Source organism: Helicobacter saguini (assembly GCF_000762875.2).
Taxonomy (GTDB): domain Bacteria; phylum Campylobacterota; class Campylobacteria; order Campylobacterales; family Helicobacteraceae; genus Helicobacter_A; species Helicobacter_A saguini.
In genome coordinates, this window is record NZ_JRMP02000011.1 from 23,446 (window position 1) to 44,718 (window position 21,273).

15 protein-coding genes and 1 pseudogene are annotated in these 21,273 nt (G+C 34.4%); 12 read left to right on the forward strand and 4 right to left on the reverse strand.

The window, feature by feature from the left end; all coding sequences use genetic code 11:
* Positions 1 to 21: 21 nt before the first annotated feature.
* Together LS64_RS13645 and LS64_RS13980 are read right to left on the reverse strand one after the other, a co-directional pair.
* A complete protein-coding gene (locus LS64_RS13645; protein ID WP_420889403.1) occupies positions 22 to 1,485 on the reverse strand; it encodes a methyl-accepting chemotaxis protein in 1,464 nt (487 codons plus the stop codon).
* Positions 1,471 to 2,124 (reverse strand): annotated as a pseudogene (locus LS64_RS13980) (PDC sensor domain-containing protein); the annotation flags it as partial. The pseudogene LS64_RS13980 and the gene LS64_RS13645, both read right to left, overlap by 15 nt.
* A 217-nt stretch (positions 2,125 to 2,341) precedes the next feature.
* Here LS64_RS13980 and LS64_RS07560 point away from each other — a divergent pair.
* The 3 genes from LS64_RS07560 to LS64_RS07570 are packed head-to-tail and all read left to right on the forward strand — an operon-like array spanning position 2,342 to position 5,484.
* Positions 2,342 to 2,830, forward strand: a complete 489-nt coding sequence (locus LS64_RS07560) for a nucleoside-diphosphate sugar epimerase/dehydratase (RefSeq protein WP_118949122.1) — start codon at positions 2,342 to 2,344, stop codon at positions 2,828 to 2,830.
* Between the two features lie 2 nt (positions 2,831 to 2,832).
* Positions 2,833 to 3,975 carry a class I SAM-dependent methyltransferase gene (locus LS64_RS13270; protein WP_238699477.1) on the forward strand — a complete coding sequence of 381 codons (1,143 nt, stop codon included), beginning with the start codon at positions 2,833 to 2,835 and terminating at the stop codon, positions 3,973 to 3,975.
* A 21-nt stretch (positions 3,976 to 3,996) separates the two neighbouring features.
* Positions 3,997 to 5,484, forward strand: coding sequence for a thiamine pyrophosphate-dependent enzyme (locus LS64_RS07570; protein WP_034569561.1), 1,488 nt, complete (start codon positions 3,997 to 3,999; stop codon positions 5,482 to 5,484).
* A gap of 3 nt (positions 5,485 to 5,487) precedes the next feature.
* Here the strand turns inward: LS64_RS07570 and LS64_RS07575 are convergent, their stop codons facing one another.
* Positions 5,488 to 6,387 (reverse strand): helix-turn-helix domain-containing protein, encoded by a 900-nt coding sequence (locus LS64_RS07575; RefSeq protein WP_034569557.1) that lies wholly within the window; start codon positions 6,385 to 6,387, stop codon positions 5,488 to 5,490.
* Between the two features lie 162 nt (positions 6,388 to 6,549).
* Here LS64_RS07575 and LS64_RS07580 point away from each other — a divergent pair, with 162 nt between their 5' ends.
* The 6 genes from LS64_RS07580 (at position 6,550) to LS64_RS07600 (ending at position 16,116) form a co-directional block, all read left to right on the forward strand.
* Positions 6,550 to 9,075: a TonB-dependent receptor gene (locus LS64_RS07580; protein WP_160659286.1), complete on the forward strand. Its 2,526-nt coding sequence runs from the start codon at positions 6,550 to 6,552 to the stop codon at positions 9,073 to 9,075.
* A 15-nt stretch (positions 9,076 to 9,090) separates the two neighbouring features.
* Positions 9,091 to 9,264: a hypothetical protein gene (locus tag LS64_RS12440; RefSeq protein ID WP_160659285.1), complete on the forward strand. Its 174-nt coding sequence runs from the start codon at positions 9,091 to 9,093 to the stop codon at positions 9,262 to 9,264.
* Positions 9,265 to 9,489: 225 nt separating this feature from the next.
* A complete protein-coding gene (locus LS64_RS07585; RefSeq protein ID WP_034573992.1) occupies positions 9,490 to 10,761 on the forward strand; it encodes an MFS transporter in 1,272 nt (423 codons plus the stop codon).
* A complete protein-coding gene (locus tag LS64_RS07590) occupies positions 10,751 to 12,601 on the forward strand; it encodes an ABC transporter ATP-binding protein (RefSeq protein WP_034573990.1) in 1,851 nt (616 codons plus the stop codon). Before LS64_RS07585 ends, LS64_RS07590 begins: the two co-directional genes overlap by 11 nt.
* A 189-nt stretch (positions 12,602 to 12,790) precedes the next feature.
* Positions 12,791 to 14,575, forward strand: a complete 1,785-nt coding sequence (locus LS64_RS07595) for an ABC transporter ATP-binding protein (RefSeq protein ID WP_052062745.1) — start codon at positions 12,791 to 12,793, stop codon at positions 14,573 to 14,575.
* Between the two features lie 95 nt (positions 14,576 to 14,670).
* Positions 14,671 to 16,116: an iron-containing alcohol dehydrogenase gene (locus LS64_RS07600; RefSeq protein ID WP_052062744.1), complete on the forward strand. Its 1,446-nt coding sequence runs from the start codon at positions 14,671 to 14,673 to the stop codon at positions 16,114 to 16,116.
* On the opposite strand, the gene LS64_RS07605 is transcribed toward LS64_RS07600, so the two are convergent.
* Positions 16,102 to 17,250 (reverse strand): chorismate-binding protein, encoded by a 1,149-nt coding sequence (locus LS64_RS07605; protein WP_052062743.1) that lies wholly within the window; start codon positions 17,248 to 17,250, stop codon positions 16,102 to 16,104. The two genes, LS64_RS07600 and LS64_RS07605, sit on opposite strands and share 15 nt — an antisense overlap.
* Before the next feature lie 73 nt (positions 17,251 to 17,323).
* On the opposite strand from LS64_RS07605, the gene LS64_RS07610 reads away from it, so the two are divergent.
* Genes LS64_RS07610 through LS64_RS07620 form a run of 3 tightly spaced genes read left to right on the forward strand, consistent with a single transcriptional unit; the run spans position 17,324 to position 21,212 of the window.
* A complete protein-coding gene (locus LS64_RS07610; protein ID WP_081948410.1) occupies positions 17,324 to 19,045 on the forward strand; it encodes a DEAD/DEAH box helicase in 1,722 nt (573 codons plus the stop codon).
* A 41-nt stretch (positions 19,046 to 19,086) separates the two neighbouring features.
* The gene (locus LS64_RS07615; RefSeq protein WP_034573988.1) at positions 19,087 to 20,004 is read left to right on the forward strand and encodes a pseudouridine synthase; all 918 of its coding nucleotides are present in this window, start codon (positions 19,087 to 19,089) and stop codon (positions 20,002 to 20,004) included.
* A complete protein-coding gene (locus LS64_RS07620) occupies positions 20,001 to 21,212 on the forward strand; it encodes a sensor histidine kinase (RefSeq protein ID WP_034573986.1) in 1,212 nt (403 codons plus the stop codon). Before LS64_RS07615 ends, LS64_RS07620 begins: the two co-directional genes overlap by 4 nt.
* The last annotated feature ends 61 nt before the right edge of the window (positions 21,213 to 21,273 follow it).

Below are 21,273 nucleotides of genomic sequence, written 5' to 3' on the forward strand. Positions count from 1 at the left end.
AATATTGTATATTTTAGATTCTTACTTAAAACTTTTTCTCTCCACATCCGCTAGGATTTCATTAGCCACAGAATCTACTGCGGTGCTTATGTCTCTTGCGTGGTTGGCTATATCCACATTTTGCTGTGTGATAGATTCTAATTTTGCGATTGATTCATTTATCTGTCCTATGCCTGTGGCTTGTTCTTTAATAGATTCGCCCATATCATTTATTGATTGCACCAAAATATTTACATTTGCCTCGATTTCACCCAAGCTTTTTTGCGTTTTTTCGGCGAGTTTGCGAACCTCATCGGCTACAACGGCAAAGCCGCGACCATGCTCTCCAGCCCTTGCGGCTTCTATTGCTGCATTTAACGCCAAAAGGTTTGTTTGCTCCGCAATATCTCGTATAATTCCTATGATATTTTTTATATCTTCGCTCTGCCCTATTACTTCGCTAGTTTTATCGCTTACATTTTGCATACTTGATGTTATTTGCTCTATGCTACTAGCGGTTTGCTCTAGGTTACTAGCCTGTGTATTTGCTGAATCTCGCAAAGTCTCAACTGAGCTTTCCAACTCTTTACTTTTAGAATCTAGATTCTTAGCAAAGCCAAGCGAAGTATTAAGCATTTTACATATTTCACTCCCTAGCTCATTTGCACTTAGCTCTACCTTGCCACGCGCAGATTCTATACGTTCATTGAATCTCAAAGATGAATAATTCTCAAACGCCTTTAAAATCGTATTAATATCACTCCCGATATTTTTCTCCAAAATATCAAGCATATTATTTAGCACACCACGCAATTCTAGTAGCTGTGGATTAGCAGGGATAGGAGCGATACGCAAAGTAAGATTCCCAGATTCTATAGCCTTAGCCATATCAAGTGTAGCGTGCATCATCATAGAATCTTTTCCCAAAGATTTTTGTATATCTTCCACATTTGCATTTATCATTAAACCCATGTGACCGATTTCATCATTTGCCTTTATCTTTATAGTAGGTGGCGTGCTACTCTCATGGCGTAAAAAGCCAAAAAATTCGCCCAAATGCCTTGAGATATTATGCACCCTTGTAGTAACACGCATTCGCACATACACCGCCGCGCCAACTAAAATAAATATCATTGAAATAAACACAGCCCCGATTATAATATTTCGCAAAATGCTAACAGATTCTAATACTGAATCTGTCGGCGAAAAGACCACCACGCCCCAGTGTGCGTTACTATTGCGACCAACTTCAAAGCTAGAAACAGATGCAAAGCCCTCCACACCGCTAATATTTGTGTAGTTAAACACGCCACTTTTATTAGCCGCGATAATATCTACCATTTCTTTTAATGTAGGATTTATTTGCATATATGGCTTTGTGATTAGGTCTTCATTTTTATGCACGCCCATTATGCCCCTATCTGTGATTAGGAATTGATAGCTAGATTCAAAGTCAAGGTTGCTACTTAGCACAGCCTGCTTCATCCGCGTAATATTTACAAACATACCTAAAACGCCCATAATACGATTATTAGAATCAAATATAGGCATATTCACACTCACACCGACAAACTCATGCCCTTGCAAGTTGATTCTAATAGGCGAACCGATAGTCATTTGACCACTTTTAAGGCTCTCTTGCAAATATGGCAAATTAGCAATATCAGGACTAGCTTGTAAAATCTGCGTGCCACCATTGCTATCAGGCTCGGTATCAATGGCAAGTATCAAATAATCGCTATTATTTGGGACTTTATACTTTGGATTAGTGAAACTCGCACTCTCACCTTTGATATACAAAAAGGCATAATTTGCCCAGCGACTACCATCAGCTAATGTCATTAGATTTTTTTCTATCATACTCTCACTAGCATTTTCGTGTAATAGCTCCTCAATATCGCCTTTATCGACTTTCAAAGCGACATAGACTTCGTTAAAAAAGCCATTTACGCGGTTTGCATTTGCATTTGCCACATTTTGCAATAGCTTTTTGCTTTGCTCTAGCTGGACTATTGAACTTCTCTTAACAATAATATACGCCATAAGGCACATACAAATAAGCACAATCGCACTTAGCACAAGCATAAGCTTTAGCCCTATGCCCATATATTTTTTACTCGCTACTTTTTGGTTAATATTTTCCATTTGTTTATTTCCTTTGTAAAATTTATGTAAAGATTCTACATTTTAGTATAAAATTACAAAAAAACAAATAAAAAATATAATTTTATTAAAAATTTTATTGAATAGATGTTTTAAAAGTAAAACTATCGAGTGTTTTATTTTATGTTACAATTAAATATATGCTAAAATTCATATAATTTTTAGTAAAAATATGGTGAAATTTATATGGAGAAAGGTTATGCAAGGGTTAAAAGATGGTTTTAAGAAAGAAAAGGTGGTGATTTTTGGGGCGGGGAATTGTGGGAGGCTTATTGCTTCGCAGATTGCTCTAGATTCTAAGATTGAAATTGTCGCATTTATTGATAATGATAAGAATAAAGAAGGGAGTTTTATACAAATAGATTCTATAGAATCTAACTCCTTAAGAGCTGGTAGGGTGGGAATAGATAAAATAGATTCTATAGAATCTAAGTTTTCAAAAGGGCGGCAAGAGGGCGATAGGTCATTAGATTCTATAGAATCTAATAAAAAAACGCATATTTCGCCCACATTCAATATGAAAGATAAAATAGATTCTATAAACAATGGCTTGGATATTTCGCTATCGTTTAATAAAGTGGATGGAGATTCTAGTATAGCTATAGAATCTAGCCAAACGACCACCCACCGCCCTTTTAGTAAAATAGATTCTAATAATACACATAATATACGGGGGGGGGGGGGGTAATTGTGTATAATAGTAACATGTTACAGAATCTAGATTTTGATAGAATCATCGTTGGGACTTTTACCGGGCTTTATGAAATATCAAAGCAACTAATTCAAATGGGTATAAAACGTGAAAAAATCGATACAAGCTACATCGAGGTAAGCGTTAAGGCGCGTGAAAACTTTGTGCGTGATTTTGCAAAGGAATTTATAGAATCTCAAGTGAGCGAAAAAACAGATTCTATAGAATCTACAATGGACGCATTAAATAAGAGCGAAGTTTTAGACAATAAAACAGATTCTATAGAATCTAATATCCTATCGCCCACCCACCACCCTTTTGATGGGAAAGATTCTATAGAATCTAAACACCAAAAATCCCACCACCATAATAAAGATTTTATAAAATCTAGCCAAACGCCCACCCAAGAAAAAACAGATTCTATGGAATCTAAAAGCCAAACGACCGCCCAAGAAAAAACAGATTCTATAGAATCTACAATGGACGTGCTAAATAAGAGCGAAGTTTTAGACAATAAAACAGATTCTATAGAATCTAAAATCCTATCGCCCACCCACCACCCTACTAATGAAAAAGATTCTATGGAATCTAAAAGCCAAACGCCCACCCACCGCACTATTAAAAAAGATTACGCCGTAGCCGAAGTGGGCGTGTATCGTGGCGATTTTGCACGTGTGATAAATGAGAGTTTTAAGGAGAATAGATTCTATCTTTTTGACACATTTGAGGGCTTTAGTGTGAATGATATGCAATCTAGCAGAGATGGCGTTATGAGGGCGAATTTGGGCGTGAAACATTTTGCAAATACAAGCGTGGAGCTGGTTTTAGGCAAGATGCCCTTTCCGCAAAATTGTGTTATAAAAAAGGGCTGGTTTCCTAGTAGTGCTAGCGATTTAGATTCTAAAGAGAAATTTTGCTTTGTGAATCTAGATTGCGATTTGTATGAGCCGATTTTGGCTGGACTAAAGTTTTTCTATCCGCGAATGTGTAAAGGTGGCATAATTTTAGTGCATGAGTATTTTTCAAATGGCTATGTGGGCGTGAAAAAGGCAGTAGATGAATTTTTTATAGAATCTAAATTGCCTACTTTTCACAAATTTCCTATCGGTGATAATTTAAGCATTGCGATTTTGAAAACTTAGATTCTATATTAAAGGACAAAAATGCTTGATACAAAAAAGTTTGTAAATGAAATGTTTAATCTAGGCTGTGAGTATATTAGCGGCGTGCCTTGTAGCTATCTTAGCCCTTTAATTAATTGTAGTATAAATAGTGGAAAGTTTATTATGGCAAATAATGAGGGTGATGCGGTAGCGATTGCTTCGGGTGTGTCTCTTTGTGGAATGGGTGAAAATTCGTCTCGTACGCAATCTTTGCGGGAGCTTGATTTTTCTTTGTGCGACAGCACTGATAGGCTAGTCTCCGCAGAAAAATCTACGCAACCCGCAAATCTTACGCACGATACTAGAATTTCTACACAAGATTCTAAACAAACAAATCCCCCTGAAAATTACCGAAAAGACGCCGATTTTTTCGGTGTAACTCTTATGCAAAATAGCGGTTTGAGTAACGCTTTAAGCCCCTTAACAAGCCTTAATTACACCTTTAAAATCCCCATTTTGGGCTTCGTATCTTTGCGTGGGGAGCGAGATTCTAATAACATTAATACAGATGAGCCCCAGCACGAGTTGCTAGGCATTATCACAGATAAATTGCTAAAAACTTGCAAAATCAAATATGAGATTTTAAGCGAAAATATGGATGTGGCATTAATGCAACTACAACACGCAAAAAAGATTCTAAAAAGAAGGGAGAGTTTCTTTTTTATCGTGCGGCAAGGCACTTTTAGCAAGGTTGGCTTAGAATCTAAAAGCTTAGAATCTAGCAACATAGAATCTAATATTATAGAATCTAAAAATACTAAACCCGCACAAATAACGCGTCTAAACGCCTTAGAATCTATCCAAAAAATCGCTAAAGATTCTATACTCCTTGCTACCACAGGCAAGTGTGGCAGAGAGCTTTATGAGTTAGGCGATAAGGCAAATCAGCTTTATATGGTAGGCTCGATGGGCTGTGTGTCGCCCTTAGGACTTGGAATCTCTTTAGGCACGAATAAAAAAGTTATAGCAATCGATGGCGATTCAGCCCTCCTTATGCGTTTAGGTAGTATGGCGGCAAATGCGTATTACACGCAAAAACGCAATAACTTTTGCCATATTTTACTAGATAATGAAAGCCATGATAGCACCGGCGGACAGGATAATCTCTCGCCCTTTATTGATTTTGCTTTAATTGCTAAGGCGTGTGGGTATCAACACATTTTTGTGGCGAAAAATTTAAGTGAGTTTGAATCTTATTTGCAAATGTTTATGGAATCTAAAAGCATAGTCATTGCGAGAGAAAGCGAAGCAATCCATAAAATTAGCAAAAAAGATTCTAAGAATGTAGATTGCCACGATTTAAATTCTAGCGAATTTAAATCTCGCAATGACAATAAAAAGTCTAAAAGCCCCACCAACCACTCTATTAATAAAGGTGCATTTTTTATATATCTAAAAATAACAAAAGGTAGTAAAGAAAATCTAGGTCGCCCAAAAATCACACCTAAGCAAGTCGCCACTCGTTTAAATAAGTTTATAAAAACTTAGAATCTAAATATTGCAATACCTTTGATACTGCTTTGGAGTGCAGGAGTGGAAGTCTTTGAAGTTTTTGCAAAAAGCAGAAATGTTTATGTAGCCTACTTCATTTGCGATTTGAGAAATGCTTTTGTGCGTTGTTTTTAGCAAACTAGTTGCCTTTTTTATCCTAAGATATTTGATAAATTGATAAATGCTACTACCATATCGTGCCTTAAAGTCGCCATTTAGCTTACTTACACTCACGCCAAACTCTTCACTTAAAGCATTTAAAGTAATATCATCTTGGCAGTTTCTCTCTAAAAATGCTACTACATTTTGCAGATAATCTAGTGGAGATTCTATATATTCTTGCAAAAATAATAATAAATTTAAAGTCTGTATCCTAAGAAAATCGCTATTTGCACGAATATTTACTTGTGAAAATATACGCTTTAGCTTTGGGACGTTTAATATCACTTTTGGGGTGTTAAATCTATCGTGTAATCTTGCTAGTTTGAGCGATTTTAATAAGCTTTGCAAAGGCTTTATAGCATAATTTATATCGATATGAAATTCTATTGCTTGGCAGTTAATATTTGTAGCGGTGTATTTTTGAGCTGAATTGCAACACCAGATACTATTTTTAGCTAAATTAAACTCTTTATTTTTATCAAAAAAGCCTTTATACTCGCCATTAAGACAGATTCCAAAATGCAAGTGCATATCATTGCTTGTGTTACTAAAATCTTTAAAATTCCCATTAAAATTACCTATATTAAGATACACTCCATCAAATAAATATATCCCTTTAGAATCTATATTAAAATTTTTAGAGCAAACTTTTAAGTCGGTAAATTCTGGGTTTTTATCATTTGTAAATTCGCTTACTTCCCAAGATTTATTTGCCTTTATAAAATTTAAATATGCCATTTGATACTCCAAAAATACATTCTTTTTGTGAAAAATTATAATGCTAAAAATGTTAAGAATGAATTTTATTTTTGTGATTTTGAGTTATTTTGTGATTTTGGGGTAGAAATAAAAATGTTGGCGAAATAAAATGCGAGTTTTAAAATGTTAAAAGGAAAACTTATGAAAAAGTATATATCAATTATGGCTTTTGTGGCTATATCTTTAAACGCACTTTTGAATGCGGCGGATTCTAAAGATTCTATAGAATCTAACTCCTTAAGGGGTGGTCGGGCGGGAATAGATAAAAAAGATTCTATAGAATCTAAAAAGCAAAATATGTTGCCATCACTCAACATGACAGATAACACGGATTTTGCCAACCTATCGCCCACCCACCACCCTACTGAGAAAAAAGATTCTATAGAATCTAAAAACCAAAATATGTTGCTATCACTTAATATGGCGGATGCGGATTCTACCAGCCTAAACGCCGCTCACCGCCCTACTAATAATATAGATTCTATAGAATCTAAAAACCAAAACACCGCTAATCGCCCTAGTGATAAAGCAGATTCTAACACCCTAAAAATACAAGGCGTAGTAACCACTGCAAATAAATATGAAGCATTGCTAAGCTCCATAAACTCAAGTGTGCAAGTAGCAACTGAAAAAGAAATAAAAAACGCAGAGATTAAAAATAGCGATGAGCTAGGGAGTCTCTTTGCAGGATTGCAGATTCTAAATAATGGTGGTATTGCCTTTCCTATGGCTAGTTTGCGTGGGATTTCTAGTCCTGATTTTTACTCTACTACGCTAAATCTTTATGTAGATGGTGTGCCTCAAGCTCCAAACTTTATTATACAAGCACTAGGCGATGTGGAGCAAGTCGAGTTGTTAAGAGGACCACAAGGAACGTTGTATGGCGAAAATTCACAAGCTGGACTAATAATAATTCGCACTAAAAATCCTTTAAAAGGAAATTATGCAAATATCTCACTTACAGGCTCAAGGCTATATGAAGATATAAACGCATATATCGGTCATAATTTGATAAAAGATACATTATGGATAAAGGCAAATCTAAGATATATTTATGAAAATGGCTTTATAACGCAAGGAAGTAAGAATCTAAATACGGCTCAAAGCATTTTAGGTGGCGTAAGTGTGTATTATCAGCCTTTTAGTAATCTATTAGCGACTTTAAGTTATAACTTTAATGTTATACCTGAGAATAAAAAAACATTTTATCTAACAAAGACGCAATATGAAAATGGCTATAAAATTAATGTAGGTGCGCCAAGTGTGGATAATATGATGGGCGATTGCACGGACCCTAGCGACCCTACATCTTGCACCCCAAATAATTCAACCTTAGGTAATCAAAACGCCGTATATAGCTACAATCCATTCCAAAAGATAAACGCTCATTCTGCTAGTTTAAAGCTAGAATATAGCCTAGATTCTCATATCCTTAGCTCCATTTCAGCCTTTAACTACGCAGGGAGCTTAGCTAATCCTTATCCTATCGTGCAAACAGATGGAAAAAGTGACAGCGGATATTTCTACAATACTACGCAGTTTTTAGAAGAACTGCGACTTGATAGCGAATATGATAATGGTATAAAATCTAGCATAGGGCTGTATTATAAATATCTATTAGTTGATAATGGTATGAGAGGCTATATAGCAAATTTGCCTAATGATTTTACTGCCTTTGGCTTTAGGGCAAATTGGAATACAAAAGAGTATGTAAATACCATAGCAATCTTTGGAGATACTAGCATTCCTTTAGGAGAGCATTTTGACTTAGGACTTGGGGCGCGCTATCAGTATTATCACGCGAAAGTAGATTCACCACTTAGCCCTGGAGCTGGGATAACTGAGCCTTTTAGTAATTCTAAGGGCTGGAATATTTTTAATCCTAGAATAAGTATAGGATACAAGCTAAATGAAATAATTAAGCTTTATATCGCAGGGACACAAAGCACAAAAGCTGGGGGCTTTGCTAAATTCCCTTATGCTGATAAGGATGAAGAGCCTTATAATATAGAGCAAGTGTATAGTGCAGAGCTAGGAAGCCATTTAAACTTCTTAGATTCTAGACTTAGGGCGAATGTAGCGGCATACTATATGTATATACAGGATAGACAAACTTATGCAGGGACTGCACTAAATCAAAGTATTGTAAATGTGGGCGATGCTTTTAGTAGTGGAGTAGATTTTGACATAGGATATTATGATGATAGATTACAAGCAAGTCTTGGTATAAATATCGGCGTGGCAAAATATCTAAATGGTGCGAAAAATGTAGGACAAGTAGTAATTGCAGGGCAGTTAGGAAACTATGATGTAAGAGGGCAAAATCTAAAATATTCTCCACTTTTAAGCCTTGTGGCAAATGTAGATTATAATGTGTGGAATGTGAAAAATCATAGATTCTATATCGGTGGTAATGCAAGATTTTATACAGAACAATATCACTATGATTATGATAGGTCTAATGCTAGTGATGATTTAAAAGAGAAGGCTTATATTCTATTAGATTTAAATATGCGATATGCGTATAAAAATATTGTAGTAAAAATCTTTAGTCAAAATAGCACAAATTCACGCCATGCGATATATGCACGCTCACTTGGGGGACCTGCGTATTATATCCCAGCAAATCCATGGAATATAGGAGTGAATATTAGCTATTCGATGTAACTGATAGGGTGGTGGGTGGCAAGAATAGATTCTATCCACTCAAAGGGCGGTGGGTGGGCGATAGGTTTAAGAAAAACAGAATCTAGATTCTATCTATCAGTATTACAGAATCTAAAATTGATTTTTAAATATTTTTATCTATTCCCACCCTGCCACCCTTTAAGGATGAAAAATATTTATAGAATCTAGATTCTGTAAAAATATTTTTTAAGTGGTGGTTAGGCTAAATAAAAGATATTTATAAAATATCCTATCGCCCACCCACCACCCTATTTTTTTAAATTATAGAATCTAGATTCTATAAAAATATGTGGTTTAAGTGGAAATAGATAAAAATATTTAAAAGTTTAGATTCTATATTTTTATCCTATCGCCCGTCCGCCACCCTATTTGATAATTAAAAGGAGAGATGAAATGAATATTAAGCAACTTTATATCTTAAGTTTTTGTGTATATCTAATCGTTAGCATATTCACATTTATGCTTTATACTGCCTTGCCAGCTATGATTGCAAAGGAAGGTTTATCGCCGCAGTATAGCGGATTAGTTTTTATGAGTATGCTACCATTTATGCTTAGTTTTTTTTACTCTGGCTTTATAGAATCTTTTCGCAAACGTAAAAAATCCGCACTAAAGATTCTAATGTGTGGTTGTAATCTAGCCTTAGGTCTTTTGTATTTTTTAATTGCATTTTTAGATTTAATTAATGATTTTTATATCATACTTGGTATCTTTGTGATTATGAATATCCTTTGCTCTTGTAGTATAGTATGTCTAAATGGCGTAGGAATTGAGCAAAGCAATAGAAATCAAAAAATAACGCTAAATACCATAATGCTACTTGCAAGTGGGCTAGGTGGTGCTATAGGCATTATTTTAAGTCTTATAATATATGATAAATTTGGCTTTAGAATCTGCAATATTTTTTTAGGTTTTAGCATTCTAATATCGTGTCTGCCTTTATTTAGACTACATTATGTAGATTCTATAAAGTTTATACCTCAAAAGATTCTAAACACATTAAAATCAAAGAAAAGCTGGAAAAATATCTTAAGTCTAATATTGCTTATTTTTCCTTTAGTATTAAATAATTCTATGAGTTCTACGCTACTTATATACTTAGGCTTTGAGGTAAGTGTGGTTGGAATCTTAAGTGGTATTTTAAGCTCACTAGCTCTTGTTATTGCCTCGCCATTAATGTATAGCTTTATTAGATTCTGTGGCTTTTATAATGCGTTAAAAATTACGCTAATTTTTGAAGTTTTGCTTTTTACTTTTATGGCTTTAAATATGGTGCTTTGGCAGTCACATTTGTATATTATTATTACGCTATTTTTGGCGTCCCTTTGCTTTGGAGCGCAGTTTATATTTTGCTACACTTTGGGGATGCGATGGTGTGAAGATTCGTCTCAAAGTGGTGTAGATTTTAGCTTTTTGCGAATGAGTGAAAATGCTGGATTTATCATCGCTGGGATTATAGCTAGTCAAATTGTAGGGATATTTGTAGCAAATATTAATGATATTAAATCTTTAGATTCTATAAATCTTAGCTCAATATCACTAATTTTTACTCACAAAGGAATAGATAATAATTTATCTAAGGCGTATTTTTATATTTTTATATTAAGTGCAATATTCGCACTACTTGGACTTATATCAATTAAAGGAGTTAAAAATGAAAAATGATTTAGATTCTATAAATACCAAACTAGATTCTATTATTTTAGATTCTAAAAAAAAGGGTATAGCAAGGCTTTTAGAGCTAAGTAGTCAAAAAAGCTTTATGCTTGTGTTTTCTGGAATCTTTTCAGCACTTTCTGCCATTTTGCAGTTTGTGCCTTATTTTGCTAGTTATTTAATAGCGTGTGAATTTATCTTATATCCACTAGATTCTATAGATAATGCTTATGTGCTTTATTGTGGTTTAATAGCCATTGTTAGCGTATTTGCATCTATGGTTTGCACAGGAGTTAGCTTTACTTTAAGCCATTTTGCCGCATATAGAATCTTATATAACATTCGCCTTAGAATCTTAGCTCACCTAGCCACTTTACCGCTAGGCTATTTTACTGCGACAACAAAGGGCGAGATTCATAAAAATGTGCAAGAAAATGTTGAAAAGATTGAAAATTTTATCGCACATAAGATTCCAGAGTTTTTAATGACTTTAATCGGTGCTTTAAGCATATTTGGCGTATTTTTGTGGGCTAATGTTTGGCTAGGGCTAGTTTGCATTGCAGTGTATATTATTGCCTTGAGAGTGCAATTTAGCATTTATAAAAAGGGGAGTATGAAAGAAGAAATTGAGCGATTTTATGGAATGCAAGAGAGAATAAATGCTAGAAGTATCGAGTATGTCGATGGTATGAGTGCTATAAAGCTTTTTAATAAATCTGCCTTTAGCTTTTCAAATCTAGCAAATAGCATAAATGCGTATAAAAACTACACTTTAAGCTTTACATATAAATGTATGCCAACTTTTGCAGCATTTAATGTGTTAACAAATTGCTTTATATTTTTTATTATGCCTTTAAGTGCATATTTTATCTTGCAGGATACACAGGATTTAGTCTTTGTGCTAACTATTTTATTTTTTGTAATGATGAGTAATGGGCTAATAGCGCCACTTTTAAAGATTCTAACTCTTAGTAGTGAAGTAATGCAAATAAGTGAAGGGGTAAGGCGAATTGATAATATTTTTAAAATTAAGCCCTTATTAGAATCTAGTAATCCACAAATACCAAAAAACTATGATATTACTTTTAAAAATGTAAATTTTGTTTATCCTTTAGATTCTAAAGATTCTAATGCAAATTCTACAGAATCTAAAACGGAAAAATTTGCTCTAAAAAATATTAATTTTACACTAAAACAAGGAGAATTTTTAGTAATCTTAGGGCAAAGTGGCGGAGGCAAAAGCACGATACTTTCGCTACTTGCAAGATTTTTTGATATAGAATCTGGTGAAATTAAAATAGGTGGAGTAAATATTAAAGATATTAAAACGCAGGATTTAATGAATCTTTTAAGCTTGGTATTTCAAGATAGCTTTTTATTTTTAGATACTTTGAGTGAAAATATTAAGGCTGGGTGTAAAAATGCTAGTGAAAAAGAAGTGCTAAAGGCAATTAAAGATTCTAATTGTGCTAAGATAGTCCAAAAAATCGGGCTAGATTCTATAATAAATAAAGATTCTTTAAGCGGTGGTGAGACTCAAAGGGTAAATATTGCTCGTGCTATGCTAAAAAATGCACCCATATTCTTACTAGATGAGATTACTGCAAATCTTGATACGCATAATGAGAATGCGATAAATAAATCAATTTCTACACTATCAAAGCAAGATAAAACCATAATAATGGTAACTCATAAATTACAAAGTGTGAAATATGCTGATAAAATCGCCCTAATTGATAAAGGTGAACTTATTGCCTTTGGCAGTCATAGTGAGCTTTTGCAATCTTGTCAAATGTATAAAGATATGTGGCAAATGCAGCATAAAGCAAGGGAGTGGAGCGTGATTTAAGCCATCCACTAAAAGAGTGGGCGATAGGAAAAGCTAGATTCTGTTTTCTAAAAGGGTGGTGGTGGCAAGAATAGATTCTATCCACTCAAAGGGCGGTGGGTGGGCGATAGGAAATGAGCGAAGCGAAATATAGAATCTAGATTCTATAAAAATATTTAACCTATTAATTAAAAATAAAAAGGAGCAACAATGTTTAAAATCATAAAAAATGTAACACTAAATGATACGAAAAGATTCTATAAATCTTTGGCACTTAGCGTGTTTGGCGATATGGTAGGCTTTTTAGGGATATTCATTGTCATATATTTTGTAAGTGTGATGTTAAAAACATTTACAAATGATACGCAAGTAAGCCCAGCATTAATGTATGGAATCTGTATAAGTGCATTTGTATATATGATACTTTATTATCTTGCATTAATCCCGGCGTATAAAGCAAATTATGAAAGCACATATAAGCAGTCAGCCAAAAAGAGACTAGAGCTAGCAGAGCATATTCGTAAGCTTCCCTTAGGCTTTTTAGAATCTAGTAACCCTTCAAGGCTTAGTCACAGCCTTATGAGTGATTTTGCCGCACTAGAAGGGGCTAACTCGCACCTTTTACCCCAACTTTTTTCTTCACTCATACTAGCTATTTTAGTCTTTGTTGCCCTTAGTATTTATAATTTTAAAATGGCATTAGCCCTTTTTGCCTGTGTGCCTTTAGCCTTAATTATCCTTTATGGTGTAAGGAGACTAAGTAGCATTTTAACCCTGCGACACCGCTCTGCGATACTAAATGCCTCAAATGTGATAAATGAATATATCGATGGCATTACTACAATTAAGGCGAATAATATGGCAGGTAGCAAGTTTGAGCGACTTGAAAAAACGTTTGATAGATTAAGAAAAGAGAGTATTAGGATAGAAGTAAGCCTTATGCCTTTTGCACTAAGTGTGATTACTTGTATGGGGGCTGGAATAGGCATTATGGTAATTGTAGGGCGAAATGAGCTAATTAGTGGAGAAATTAATGTGATTGAGTATATTGCTATTTTGCTACTTGGTAGCAAGGCATTTGTGCCACTTATGACCTTTTGTATTAATTTTATTGAGCTAGGATATTTCTCAAAGGCTGGGGAGAATATCTTAGCACTTCTTAATACGCCTGTGATAAGCGGGAGTGATAAAGATGTGCCAAAAGGAAATGATATTGTGCTAAAAAATGTGAGCTTTAGCTATGGAGAAAAGCCTGTATTAAATAATATTAACCTAGAGATTAAAGCAAAAAGTAGTCTTGCTATAATAGGAGAGAGTGGCTGTGGGAAAAGCACATTAGTAAAACTTATAGCACGTTTTTATGAGCCAAGTAGTGGGGAGATTTATATAGGAGATTGTATAGAATCTAGTTTGGCAGATTCTAAAGGACTAAAAAATATCGCTACATTAGATTATGAAAGTTTAATGCAGAAATTTTCAATGGTATTTCAAAAAGTGTATTTGTTTAAAGGAAATGTGAAATCAAATCTAGCCTTTGCTAAAGATAATGCAAGTGAAGCTGAGATGCTAGATGTGCTAAAAAAGGCAAATGCACTAGAGTTTTTAGAATCTAATTCACTAGATTCTATAAAAAATACCCTAAATTACTCAATAGCAGAAGGTGGGAAAAATCTTAGTGGTGGGCAAAAACAGCGGCTATCAATCGCTAGAAGTTTGCTAAAAGATTCTCCTATAATATTGCTAGATGAAATCACTTCAAGTCTAGATATAAAAAATGAAGTGCAAATGCAGCAAGCAATAAATGCACTAACTAAACAAAAAAGTGTAATAATAATCGCACATAAACTTCGTAGTGTCCGTCATTGTGATAACATTATCGTATTAGAAAAAACCAAAAATGGTAGCATAATAGCAGAACATGGGAGACATAATGAACTTTTAGAGCGTAACGCCATCTATGCAAAAATGTGGGAGCAAGAAAATACACTAGATTAGATTCTAAACGTTTTAACAAAGAAACGTGGGATATAATTTTACAAAATATTAAACGATAACTTGTTATAATTTAATTATTTTTTAAGGAAAAAGTTATGAGATTTAGATATTTTAATCCTGTTAGAATCTATTTTAATGTTAGTTTTATAGATATTTTAAAGGAAAAAATAAAAAAAGATTCTATGATTTTAACCACAAATAGCTTTTTAGATAAGGCTAAAGCTTTGCGAAAAGAAATCAATGCAAAGAAGATTCTAATCATTCCGCCAAATCCACAGCTTGACTTTATTTTGCAAATGTGGGAGCAAACGCGCAGGTTTAACGATATTGTAGCACTTGGCGGTGGGAGCGTGATTGATAGCGCTAAAGCGTTTTGCTTGCAAGTGAGTTTCGCTGAATTTGAGAATTTGCTAAAATTTGGCAAGTTAGATTCTAAAGATTCTAAAAATAAAAACTCCGCACATTCTAAAGATTGCAAAAATATAGAATCTAGTATCAAAAAAAGCGATATTTACGCCATTCCCACGACTTCAGGTAGCGGTAGTGAGCTAACCCCTTGGGCTACCATTTGGGATAAGAAAAAAAATAAAAAGTATTCACTGCACTTAGATGATTTGTATTGTAAATGTGCTATTTATGACATTTCGCTGCTTACTTTTATGCCACGAAATTTAAGCATTTACACTGCCCTTGACGCCCTATCTCATAGTATAGAATCTATTTGGAATAAAAACGCAAATCCCATTTCTACGCAATATGCGTGTGGTGCTATAAAATTGATTTTGACAAATTTGCCAAAGTTAGTAAAGCTACTAGATTCTATAGAATCTATTTCGCTAAAAGGGCGTTTAGATTCTAAAAAATCGAGTTTAAATTATAAAAAATTAGGAAATATAGAATCTAAAATCAATCTATATTCTAAAATTTATAATAAACTTAAGATTTTACGCGAAACAATAGCCCTTGCGAGTATTTACGCCGCCCTTGCCTTTAGCAATACAAAGACTGCTCTAGCCCACGCTATTAGCTACCCTTTAAGTATGAAATTTGATATGCCGCACGGACTTGCGTGTAGCTTTACTTTGCCCTTGCTTTTGGAGTGTTTGCTAAGCCAAGATTCTATGCAAAACTTAGAATCTAGTTCGTGCATTTCATCTCAAAACGTCCCAGATTCTATAAAATCTTTAGAATCTAATTCGCACTTTTTCTCACAAAACACTCAAGATTCTACGCAAAATTTAGAATCTAATTCTTACTTTGCTACAAAAAAGTTTATAGATTCTTTAGATTCTAAAAAAGCAAAAATTTTAGATTCTAATATAGATTCTATAAAAGCCCTAAAAAACGCCCAAAAGATTCTAAAACCTTACCAAAAGCCTTTAATAAATCTTTTTAAAACACTAAACATTAGCACAGATTTTAAATCTTATAACATCACAAAAGCCGACATAAACGAGATTTTCTCCAGCCTAAACACAAGAGCTGATAACTTCTTACTAGATTCTAACATCGTAAAAAACCACATACTACATAGAATCTAAAAACTTGCATTTTAACTCTAACTCACTAAATTCATCCTTAAGAGTAGAATCCCACACAATACCGCTACCAACACCATATAAAAAAACTTTTTCGCCGTTATTGCAAAAAAGTGTGCGAATAGGAATACTAAAAGTTGCATTTTTGCGTGATACAACACCCAAAGCACCACAATAAATACCACGATGTCGATTTTCTAAATCATAAATAATTTTCATTGTTTCTAATTTTGGAGCACCTGTAATTGAACCTGATGGAAAAAGAGCCTTAAAAATATCTAAAAGTGTGCATTTTTTGCGAAGCCTTGCCTTAATATTTGAAACCATTTGATAAAGACTAGGGAGACTTAGAATCTTAAAAAGTTTTGTAACTTTCAAAGTGTTGATTTTGGCAATTTTACTCAAATCATTTCTAAGTAAATCAACTATCATAACATTTTCACTTCTATTTTTACTATCTTTTTTTAAGGCTTTTTTAGATTCTTTAGAAGCTCTATTAGCAGTGCCTTTCATAGGTTGTAATTTTATTTTATTTCCTTTTAGTTTAAAAAATAACTCAGGGGAAAAAGATAAAACCTTAATATATTTATTTTCCACAAATGCTTTGAATCTTGTGTTTTGCTTACCTTGTAATACATTAAATAGCATAAAATCATTAATATGTTTATTAGATTCTAATGTGATTTCTTGTGTGAAATTCACTTGATAGGTATCTCCTTGTGATATAAATTCTTTTGCTTTATTAAAACCTATTTTGTATTTTTGATAATCTAAAGAATCTATAATATCTAATTTTTTATTAATAAAATTATTAATTTTAGAATATTTAAATTTTACTCGTTTGTTAAAAAATCTAAAATATGCCAGTGGCATTTTAGAATCTTTTAGCTTAGATTCTAAATCTTTAGCGATATTAAAAAGTGAATGTTCTTTATGTAAATATCCTTGCAATATTACCCCAGCTTCATAGCTTAAATAGCCTACCAAATATTTTGCAAAATTGTAGTTTTTATATGATTTTTTAGAATCTTTTCTCCATTTTTCTATTACATTAAATATTTCACATAATTCATTATAATCAAATGCTACTAAGCTTTTAGTTGGATTCTTATAAATATATTTCCCATAAATAACCATTCGTGCCTTTCAAAATTTCACAATTATAAAATAAAAGTTGCTATAATAACGCAAAACTTAAAAAAGAGCAACAATGGATAAAAAATACAATCTAGATTCCACACATGGACATAAAAATAAACGAGAAAAAGCAAAATCGCACAAAAAAGATTCTATAAATACAGAATCATTTAACACAAGTATCACGCAGACCACAAATGATATAGAATCTAATTTCTATAAGAAGGCTTCAAGCAAACATAAACAAGATTCTAAAAACATCGAACCACTAGACCAAAAACTAGAATCTTTTGCCACCTTAGGATTAAAAAAAGAAGTGCTAAAAGGCATTGATGAGGCTGGTTTCACCACGCCTAGCCCCATTCAAGCAAAGGCAATTCCGCCCATTTTAGAGCGAAAAGATGTGATAGCCCAAGCCCAAACAGGCACGGGAAAAACCGCCGCCTTCGCCCTTCCCATCCTAAATAATCTAAAAAATACAAAAGAAATCCAAGCCCTTGTAATCACGCCCACAAGGGAATTAGCAATGCAAATTAGTGAGGAGATTTTCAAACTCGGCAAGTTTTTGAAAACCAAAACCATCTGCCTTTATGGCGGGCAAAGTGTCAAAAAGCAAGTCGAGCTAATGAATGAAAAAAAACCGCAAGTGATGATTGCCACGCCCGGTCGGCTACTTGACAATCTTAAAAATAGCCGCATTAAAAATTTCGCCCCAAGCGTTGTCGTGCTAGATGAGAGCGATGAAATGCTTGATATGGGCTTTATTGACGACATTGAGGAGATTTTCAATTTTATCCCTAGCAATGTGCAAACCCTGCTTTTTTCCGCGACCCTGCCAGAGCGCATTATGCAGCTAGCTGATAAGATTTTGTGTGAGCCTGTGCGGATAAAAATCACGCAAAACAAAGTCGCAAATACCGACATTTCGCAGCGATATTATATCATCAATGAGAATGAGCGAAATGACGCGATTGTACGGCTAATTGACACGCAAAGCCCTACAAAAAGTATCATTTTTACACGCACCAAACGCGAGGCGCACGATTTAAACGCCTTTTTGCAAGAAAAGGGCTATGCGAGTGTCGAGCTGCACGGCGATATGGACCAGTATTTGCGGCGAGATTCTATCAAAGCCTTTCGCGATAATAAGGCTGATATTTTGGTTGCCACCGATGTCGCGGCGCGTGGGCTTGACATTAGCGATATTAGCCATGTTTTTAACTATCACATCCCGCTAAATACGGAATCTTATGTCCATCGCATAGGTCGCACAGGACGTGCGGGTAAAAAGGGCATTGCAATTACGCTTGCTACGCCGCTTGAGTATAAGGATTTAAAAAAGATTCAAAGTGAGACGCGTTCAACTTTGGAGCTTTATGAGATTCCATGTGAGAGTGATGATTCTATAATTCGTAACATTTTGAATGCAAAAGTTAGCGATAATGCAATCGATTTGTATGAAAGCGTAAAAGATAAAATTGATAACGCACAGCTAATCTTGCGACTTTTAAGCGTATATCTTAAGAATAATTCTCGCATAGGTTTAAGCAAGGAAGAAGTGGAAAACGCAAAGTTAGAAAATTTAGAACTTGATAGCAAAAAAGTTAGCCCAAAATCTTCTCGCAATACTCCTAAAAAAGATTCAAAACCAAGCTTTAAATCTCGCAAAGATTCTAAAGATTCTAGAGAATCTAAAATGCGAAAAGATTCCAAACCAAAATACAAAACAAAAGAAACCACGCGTGAACGCGCCCAAAATAAAAAACTCCAAAGCGGCAGTAAGTATTATAAATAAGCTTTTATAGAATCTTTATATAGAATCTTGCAAGGGAAAATATGCGCTTAAATCAATTTATTTCGCTATTTAGTAAGTATAGTCGGCGTGAAGCAGACAGGCTAATACTGCAGGGCGCGGTAAAAATTAATCATAAAATTGCAACGCAGCACAGCCAAATTCCTTTTGAAATTCTATATTATTTTTGTGGCAAAAAAGATTTTGGGCTAAAAGATTTTGGGGCGAGAGATTCTAAAATAGATTCTAAAGATTCTAATATTTCTAATAAAAATAATATAAAAGTTATAGAATCTAAAAGTCAAGCCATTAAAAATTTTAGAATCTTTATTAATAACACCGAGCTAAAATACTACAAAGAAACGCCCTATACAGCGATAGTTTATCATAAGCCAAAGGGTGAGCTTGTTAGCAAAAAAGATTCTAAAAATCGCCGCTTAATTTTTGATAGTTTAGATTCTAAGTTCGCGCATTTTATGCCTGTTGGGCGGCTTGATTACGCAAGTGAGGGGCTTTTAGTGTTGAGTGATAGCAAGGAAGTTGTCTCAAAACTTATGGAATCTAGCCTGCCGCGCACTTATATTGTGAAAATTGATTGCAAAATCACTTCTAAAATGCTTGATGGTTTAGAAAATGGAGTAAGCCTGAAAGATAGTCGTGGCGGGCATTCACGCACTAAAATTAGCCAAATGGAGATTCCAAAAATGGAGTATAAAATCATTAAAAATGGGAATTTTTCCAAACTTAAGCTAACCTTAAATGAGGGCAAAAACCGCGAAATCCGCCGCTTTTTCGCACACTTTAACGCAAATGTGCTTGATTTAAAGCGTGTTAGCTATGGCTTTATCAACCTAAACGCCCTGCCTTGCGGCAAATCACGCTATTTTAACAAAGAAGAATACAAAGACTTAAAGGAATTTTTAAAACTAGATTCTATAGAATCTAAAAAAGGTAAAATATGAAAAAAATCCAACGCAAAATTCACTCTAAAAACACAAAAAAACAGCAGCATTACAAAGATGAAAAGCTAAGTAAAAACACAATTACACTTGAAGAGTATAAAGGCGATGAGGCTAAAGCTGCTGAGATTAAAAACGCACTTGAACTTGGTGGCGATACGCAAAGCCTTTTGAACTTGCTGCACGAGCTAATTTTGCAAAGTTATAAGATTGAAAAGGAGTTTAAGGATTTTAAGGTTTTGATTGAATCTGTGCTTGAAATGATACCACAGGCGGTGCTTGTTTTTAATGACAATGGCAGTCTTTTTTACCAAAATAAAAAGGCATCCGTGCTTAGCGGTTTGCAAAATATCGATTTTAGCGAGCTTACAAAAAGTGGCGAAATGGAATTGAAAATAGACAATAATACATATTTGGTGCAAAGTAGCAAGGTCTCGCATAAGCAAATCATTACAGCCACGAATATCACGGAGCAAAAACGTCAAGAGCGACTAGCAAATATGGGGCAGGTTAGCGCGCATTTGGCACACGAAATACGCAATCCTATCGGGTCGATTTCGCTACTTGCTGGTGTGCTAAGTAAGCGTGTGGATGCGGATTCTATGGAGATTGTCAATGAGATGAAAAGCTCGATTTGGCGTGTGGAGCGTATTATCAAAAGCACTCTTTTGTTTTCAAAAGGCGTGCAGGCAAAACGGCAACTTTGCAATGTAGGGCAGTTTAAGGAGAGTTTGGAGCAGGTCATTAGCGAGTATGGTTATACAAAAGAGATTGATTTTGCCTTTGAGCTGCGATATAGTGGCGATTTGATGGTGGATTTTTCGCTATTTGAGATTGTGTTGCATAATATGCTGTGTAATGCGATTGACGCGATTGAAGAGGGCGAGTGTGAAAAGGGCGAGATTAAGATTTGTTTTTTTAAGGAATCTGGTAGTTTAGATTCTAATATTTTGGGAATTGCCGGAGCTGAAAATAGGGCGGAAAATGGGGGTGAAAATAGCGAGTTTATCGTGTGTAGAATCTATGATAATGGCAAGGAAATAGAAGATATAAACTCCCTTTTTGAAGCCTTTAAAACGACAAAGCTGAAAGGTCACGGGCTAGGTCTAGCCCTATCTCAGCAAATTGCTACCGCGCATAATGGCGTAATGAGTGCAAGTAACGCCACACCAACACATGGGAAGTTTTTTGAAATTAAGGTGCCAAATTAGGTTCTTAATGTTCTTAACACATTCAAGCTAAAATTTATCCACTTTAGAATTTAAGGATAAA